The following is a 6,261-nucleotide window of genomic DNA, read 5'->3' on the forward strand; positions in this document are numbered from 1 at the left end:
CACTGACCGACTGATGCCGGTACAGCGCCAGCGCGATCACCAGCCACACCACCTGCTGCGCTGGCAGGCGGCGCCGCCGGATGCTGGCGCTGCCGCTGGCCTGAACTGCCTGTTCAATCCATTCATATGGCAGATGCTGGCCCAGCCGATCCCATTCGAACGGCGGGTGCGCATCGACAAGAAGAGGAAGGTCGTCAACCAGCATGGCGACGAAAGTTAACACCGTCGCGCCCTGTTTACAACAGGCGCTCGCCACAAACAAAAATGCCGTTCAGTTGCTTAACTGAACGGCATTACGCCCTGGGGCGGCATTTTTGTTGACGGCGCAACCGGGCGGCCAGCTTTACGCCGCACGCTTGTCGTGCTCGATCACGGCGTAGGCGCTGTGATTGTGGATCGACTCGAAGTTTTCGGCTTCGAGCGTATAGGCGATCACGCGCGCGTCGGCGTTCAGTCGCACGGCCACGTCGCGCACGAGGTCTTCGACGAACTTGGGGTTCTCATACGCGCGCTCGGTCACGAACTTCTCGTCGGGACGCTTGAGCAAGCCCCACAGCTCGCACGACGCCTCTTCTTCGGCGATGCGAATGAGGTTCTCCACCGGCAGATCGCCTTCGAACTCGACGTTCATCGTCACGTGCGAGCGCTGGTTGTGCGCGCCGTATTGCGAGATCTTCTTCGAGCACGGGCACAGGCTCGTCACGGGCACGAGCACCTTGAGGAACAGGCGCGTTTGCCCGTTGCGCACGTCGCCAGTGAGCGTCACTTCGTAGTCCAGCAGACTTTCCACGCCCGACACCGGCGCCACTTTCTTCACGAAGTACGGGAACGTCACTTCGATACGGCCCGCCTGTGATTCGAGCTTCGTGAGCATCGCGGCCAGCATCGCGCGGAACGTGGCGGGCGTAAGCGGCGCCTTGTTCTCTTCGAGCAGCGCGACGAAGCGCGACATGTGCGTGCCCTTCTGGTCGGCCGGCAGATGAACGTCGAGATTCCACGTCCCGACGCTCGGCTGGACGTCGCCCGCGCCCGTCTTCACCGTGAGCGGATGGCGCACAGCCTTCACGCCGACGCGCTGGATCACGATCTGACGGGTATCGACGGAGCTTTGGACGTCCGGCATCACGAAGGCCGGGTTCATCTGATTCATGTTCTTATCCTCAAGCCGCGCCGGACGCGGCGCGCAAATAACAAACGCCGGCATGAGCCGGCGTTTGCTGGCGGAAAGCCGGGTACGGAACCCGCCCGCCAGTTCAAATGTGAATTGGGCTGCCGCGAGGCGCCAGGCAAACTATAGCGACCTCAATCGACCTTACGCGACGCGCATCACCGACTTGCCGGACACCGCCTTGTCGAGAAAGCGCTCGCGAATGGACTTCGCGATCCCTGCTGCGTCGAGCCCACAGCCCGCCAGCAGCTTCGCCGGGTCGCCGTGGTCGATGAAGCGGTCGGGGAGGCCCAATTGTAGTACGGGCTTGATAACCCCACTTTCAAGGAGGGCTTCCACACAGGCCGAACCGGCGCCGCCCATGATGCTGCCTTCCTCGACGGTCACGAGGTAGTCATGCGTTTCGGCGAGCTGCTTCACGAGGTCCGCGTCGAGCGGCTTCACGAAGCGCATGTTCGCCACGGTGGCGTCCAGTTCATCGGCGGCCTTGAGCGACGGCGCGACCATCGTACCGAACGCGAGAATCGCGATACGGCTACCTGCCGGCGCCCTGCTCTCGCGGCGGACTTCGCCCTTGCCCACCGGCAGCGCGGCCATCTGCTTGACGGTCGCCACGCCCGTGCCCGCACCGCGCGGGTAGCGCACGGCCGTCGGGCAGTCCTGCTGGAGCGCCGTGTAGAGCATCTGACGAGATTCGTTTTCGTCGGACGCCGCCATGATCATCATGTTCGGGATGCAGCGCATGAACGCGAGATCGTATGCGCCCGCGTGCGTCGCGCCATCGGCGCCGACGAGGCCCGCGCGGTCGATCGCGAACACGACCGGCAGGTTCTGCAGCGCCACGTCGTGAATCAGCTGGTCATACGCGCGCTGCAGGAAGGTCGAGTAGATCGCGACCACGGGCTTCAGGCCCTCGGCCGCGAGACCGCCCGCGAACGTCACGGCGTGCTGCTCGGCGATGCCCACGTCGTAGTAGCGGTCCGGGAAACGCTTTTCGAACTCCACCATGCCCGAGCCTTCGCGCATGGCCGGCGTGATGCCGATCACGCGCTGGTCGAGTTCGGCCGCGTCGCAGAGCCATTCGCCGAACACCTGCGTGTAGGTCTTCTTGGCGGGCGTTGCCGACGGCTTGATGCCTTCGGCCGGGTTGAACTTGCCGGGACCGTGGTACAGGACCGGGTCGGCTTCGGCGAGCTTGTAGCCCTGGCCTTTCTTCGTCACGACGTGCAGGAATTGCGGGCCGCGCAGTTCCTTGATGTTCTGCAGCGTCGGGATCAGCGAATCCAGATCGTGGCCGTCGATCGGCCCGATGTAGTTGAAGCCGAATTCCTCGAACAGCGTAGCCGGCACGATCATGCCCTTCGCGTGCTCTTCGAGCTTGCGCGCGAGGTCGAGCACCGGCGGCGCATGGCGCAGCACGCGCTCCACGCCCGCGCGTGCGGCGGCGTAGAAGCGGCCCGACATGAGGCGCGCGAGATGGCGATTGAGCGCGCCAACCGGCGGCGAAATCGACATGTCGTTGTCGTTGAGGATGACGAGCAGCGGCACGTCGTCTTCCACGCCGCCGTTGTTCAGGGCCTCGAAGGCCATGCCGGCCGTCATCGCGCCGTCGCCGATCACGGCGATGCCCATGGCGTTGTCGCCCTTGAGCTTGCTCGCGACGGCCATGCCGAGCGCCGCCGAAATCGACGTGCTCGAGTGCGCGGTGCCGAACGTGTCGTACGGCGACTCGTCGCGTTTCGGGAAGCCCGAAATGCCGCCGAGTTGACGCAGCGTCGACATCTGGTCGCGGCGGCCCGTCAGGATCTTGTGCGGATAGGTCTGATGGCCCACGTCCCAGACGATGCGGTCGCGCGGCGTGTCGAACACGTAGTGCAGCGCGATCGTCAGTTCGACCGTACCAAGGTTGGACGACAGGTGGCCGCCCGTTTGCGAGACGCTCTCGAGAACGAAGGCACGCAGTTCGTCGGCAAGCGGTTGCAACTGGCGGCGATCAAGGCGGCGCAAATCCGCCGGGTCGTCAATGGTTTTCAGCAAGTCGTACATCGTCGTTCCATTGTAGGAAAACTGGCGCTCCCGCACTTTTTCTGCGCATTACTTCCGTTTCATGCGCGTGGGCGGGTTGCGCGGTCAGCTCACCCGGTTCACCACCAGGTCAGCGAGTTCGGCGAGGCGCTGAGCGCGCGCGCCGAACGGTTCGAGCGCCGCGTGCGCGTCGGCGCGCAACTGCTGTGCGAGCGCACGCGAGGCATCAAGACCGATAATCGACACGTAGGTCGGCTTGCCGTCCTTCGCGTCCTTGCCCGCGGTCTTGCCGAGCGTTGCGGAGTCGGCGGTGACGTCGAGAATGTCGTCCACCACCTGGAATGCGAGGCCCACGGCCGCCGCGTACCTGTCGAGCGCGGCAAGGCTTTCCGCCGAAGGCGTCTCGCCCGCCAGCGCGCCCATGCGGACCGCGGCGCGCAGGAGCGCGCCGGTCTTCAGGCGGTGCATCGTTTCGAGCTGCTCGCGGGTAAGCGAATGGCCTACGCTCGCGAGGTCGATGGCCTGGCCGCCGGCCATGCCGATCGAGCCGCTAGCCAGCGCGAGTTCGCGCACGAGCGATGCCTGGTGCTCAGCACCGAGCACATCCGAGGTCAGCGCGATGAAGGCCTGCGACTGCAGCGCATCGCCCACCAGCAGCGCCGTCGGTTCGTCATATTTAACGTGTACGGTGGGTTTGCCGCGACGCATGTCGTCGTCGTCCATGCACGGCATGTCGTCGTGCACGAGCGAGTAGACGTGGATCATTTCGAGCGCACAGGCCGCCGCGTCGAGCGCTTCCGGCGTGGCGTTCGTGAGTTCGCCCGCCGCGTGGCACAGGAGCGGACGCACCCGCTTGCCGCCGCCCATCACGGCATAACGCATGGCGTCATGCAGCGGCGCCGGCAGCACGTCGGCAGCCGGCAAATAGTGATCGAGCGCGCTTTCGACCCGGTCGAGTACCTGCCGGGTCCATTGGTCAAATGTCATAGATCGTCGTCTCCGCCCGCTGCGGAGTCTGTCGTATTGAGGGGCACGGGCCGCAGCGTCTCGCCGTCGAGCACGCGCACCTGTTGTTCAACCTTTTCGAGCTGCTGCTGGCAAAAGCGCACGAGCGCCGCGCCGCGGCGGTACGCCGCAAGCGATTCTTCCAGGCTCAGGCTGCCGCCTTCCATGCGTGCAACGAGCCCGTCGAGCTCCGCAAGCGCCGCCTCGTAGCTCTCGGGCAGGGCTTCGCCCTCGGCCAGCCCGGCTGCGCTTTCGCCCGCGCCAGCGCGGTCTTTCGTTGCGGATTTCGCCATGAGTCGTAGCCAGAATGAAACAAGGCGGACATTCTACGGCAAAAGGTCCATTTCGACCCGCTCCCCAGCTTGTGTGCCCTCTCGACCACACGCTCGGGGCCAGTACAAATCGCTTCCTGAAGGCCCGATTACCCGTGCATTTGTCTCATATTTCCTGAATTCCTGCCGTCTTTCCGGTGTAATTTTGGCAAAAATCAGTCACTTAGCTACCCCATGAGGGGGTAACCGGGTATAATCGCCGGCTCCCTAAATCGAATCTTCGATGGTTGGGTTGTTCACTGCTTTCACGTCTTCATCGGGAGTGGGAATGTCCAATCTGAGCAATGCATTGCAGCTGAAGTCTATCCACAGCCAGCTGCCAGTCACCGCTTATTTTGACGAAGCGCTACTCAAGCGCGAAATCGACACGCTTTTCCAGCAGGGTCCTCGCTACGTCGGGCACGAACTCATGGTGCCCGAGGCGGGAAACTATTTTGCGCTGCCCGGCGAAAAAGAAGGCCGCGTGCTCGTTCGCAACCAGAGCAATGACATCGAGCTGCTCTCGAACGTGTGCCGGCATCGCCAGGCCATCATGCTAAACGGTCGCGGCACAGCAGACAACATTGTATGTCCGCTGCATCGCTGGACCTATGACCTCAAGGGCGAACTGCTCGGCGCACCGCACTTCGCGGACAAGCCGTGTCTGAACCTGAACAGCTCGCCGCTGCAGAAGTGGAACGGGCTGCTGTTCGAATCCGCGGGCCGCGACGTCGCGCGCGATCTCGCACGCCTTGGGCCGGCGAAACACCTCGACTTTTCGGACTACATGTTCGATCACGTCGAGGTTCACGAGTGCAACTACAACTGGAAGACCTTCATTGAGGTCTATCTGGAAGACTATCACGTCGTGCCGTTCCACCCGGGTCTCGGCAACTTCGTCTCGTGCGACGACCTCCAGTGGGAGTTCGGCGAATGGTATAGCGTGCAGACGGTCGGCGTGCACAAGCACCTCGGCAAGCCGGGCAGCCCGACGTACCGCAAGTGGCACGACGAAGTCCTGCGCTTTCGCGACGGCGTGCCGCCCGAGTTCGGCGCGATCTGGATGGTGTACTACCCGAATCTGATGATCGAGTGGTATCCGCACGTGCTCGTGGTCTCGTGGCTCATCCCGCAGGGCACGCAGAAAACGACGAACATCGTCGAGTTCTATTACCCCGAGGAAATCACGCTCTTCGAGCGCGAATTCGTCGAGGCCGAGCGCGCCGCCTATATGGAAACCGCCGTCGAAGACGACGAGATCGCCGAGCGCATGGACGCTGGCCGCCGTGCGCTCTTCGAGCGCGGCGTTTCCGAGGTGGGCCCGTATCAGAGCCCGATGGAAGACGGCATGCAGCACTTCCACGAGTTTCTGCGCCGCGAGCTGGGACCGATCTGACGCACGGCCAGGCGCGGGCACCGGGCCACTCGCACGCATCACGGAAAGACGGGCTTAGGCCCTAATGCCGTTCAGTTAAGGTCCCGTTTCAGGTACCGAACGGTGTAGCGGAAAGGTCTGGACTTGACGGCCCGTGCGCAAGAGCGCCCGGGCCGTTTTTCGTTGGCAAGCTGCTTGAGCCGCTCGCGCAGGCGCACGAGCAGCGCAGGAAGTTTGCCGTACGAGCGGGTCACGGCTGCCCATGACATCTCATACTGAATCGTGTGAAACGCGCGGATGAAGCTCAGGTCCTCGGGGGCGCGTCCGGCCTCAAGCGCGGCCTTCGCCACCTCCAGCCGGATCAGGTTGTAGGCAAT

The 6,261-nt window shown here is 63.8% G+C and carries 6 protein-coding genes and 1 pseudogene; 1 reads left to right on the top strand and 6 read right to left on the bottom strand.

From position 1 onward, the window contains the following. From M3A49_RS41770 to M3A49_RS41790, 5 genes are all read right to left on the bottom strand, one after another. A partial coding sequence (locus M3A49_RS41770; RefSeq protein ID WP_266233415.1) for a transposase domain-containing protein occupies positions 1-205 on the bottom strand: 205 nt, incomplete at its 3' end. Positions 206-343: 138 nt separating this feature from the next. Then, positions 344-1,150, bottom strand: a complete 807-nt coding sequence (gene folE2 / locus M3A49_RS41775) for a GTP cyclohydrolase FolE2 (RefSeq protein WP_266233938.1) — start codon at positions 1,148-1,150, stop codon at positions 344-346. 162 nt (positions 1,151-1,312) lie between these two features. Further along, the gene (dxs, locus tag M3A49_RS41780) at positions 1,313-3,214 is read right to left on the bottom strand and encodes a 1-deoxy-D-xylulose-5-phosphate synthase (RefSeq protein ID WP_254354099.1); all 1,902 of its coding nucleotides are present in this window, start codon (positions 3,212-3,214) and stop codon (positions 1,313-1,315) included. Positions 3,215-3,298: 84 nt separating this feature from the next. Then, on the bottom strand, positions 3,299-4,180 hold the full coding sequence (locus tag M3A49_RS41785; protein WP_266233939.1) for a polyprenyl synthetase family protein: 882 nt from the start codon (positions 4,178-4,180) through the stop codon (positions 3,299-3,301). Continuing rightward, positions 4,177-4,491 carry an exodeoxyribonuclease VII small subunit gene (locus M3A49_RS41790; protein WP_028202970.1) on the bottom strand — a complete coding sequence of 105 codons (315 nt, stop codon included), beginning with the start codon at positions 4,489-4,491 and terminating at the stop codon, positions 4,177-4,179. The genes M3A49_RS41785 and M3A49_RS41790 overlap by 4 nt, the downstream gene beginning before the upstream one ends. Before the next feature lie 307 nt (positions 4,492-4,798). Here M3A49_RS41790 and M3A49_RS41795 point away from each other — a divergent pair, with 307 nt between their 5' ends. Beyond that, complete coding sequence (locus M3A49_RS41795) at positions 4,799-5,905, top strand: aromatic ring-hydroxylating oxygenase subunit alpha (RefSeq protein ID WP_266233940.1); 1,107 nt, start codon at positions 4,799-4,801, stop codon at positions 5,903-5,905. A gap of 71 nt (positions 5,906-5,976) precedes the next feature. Here the strand turns inward: M3A49_RS41795 and M3A49_RS41800 are convergent. Then, positions 5,977-6,261 (bottom strand): annotated as a pseudogene (locus M3A49_RS41800) (DDE transposase); the annotation flags it as partial.

Source organism: Paraburkholderia sp. CNPSo 3076 (assembly GCF_026343935.1).
Classification (GTDB): Bacteria; Pseudomonadota; Gammaproteobacteria; order Burkholderiales; family Burkholderiaceae; genus Paraburkholderia; species Paraburkholderia nodosa.

Coding starts and splice junctions, on each gene's coding strand:
- M3A49_RS41795 (WP_266233940.1), top strand. CDS start 4,799: ATGTCCAATCTGAGCAATGCATTGCAGCTGAAGTCTATCCACAGCCAG.
- M3A49_RS41785 (WP_266233939.1), bottom strand. CDS start 4,180: ATGACATTTGACCAATGGACCCGGCAGGTACTCGACCGGGTCGAAAGC.
- M3A49_RS41790 (WP_028202970.1), bottom strand. CDS start 4,491: ATGGCGAAATCCGCAACGAAAGACCGCGCTGGCGCGGGCGAAAGCGCA.
- folE2 (WP_266233938.1), bottom strand. CDS start 1,150: ATGAATCAGATGAACCCGGCCTTCGTGATGCCGGACGTCCAAAGCTCC.
- dxs (WP_254354099.1), bottom strand. CDS start 3,214: ATGTACGACTTGCTGAAAACCATTGACGACCCGGCGGATTTGCGCCGC.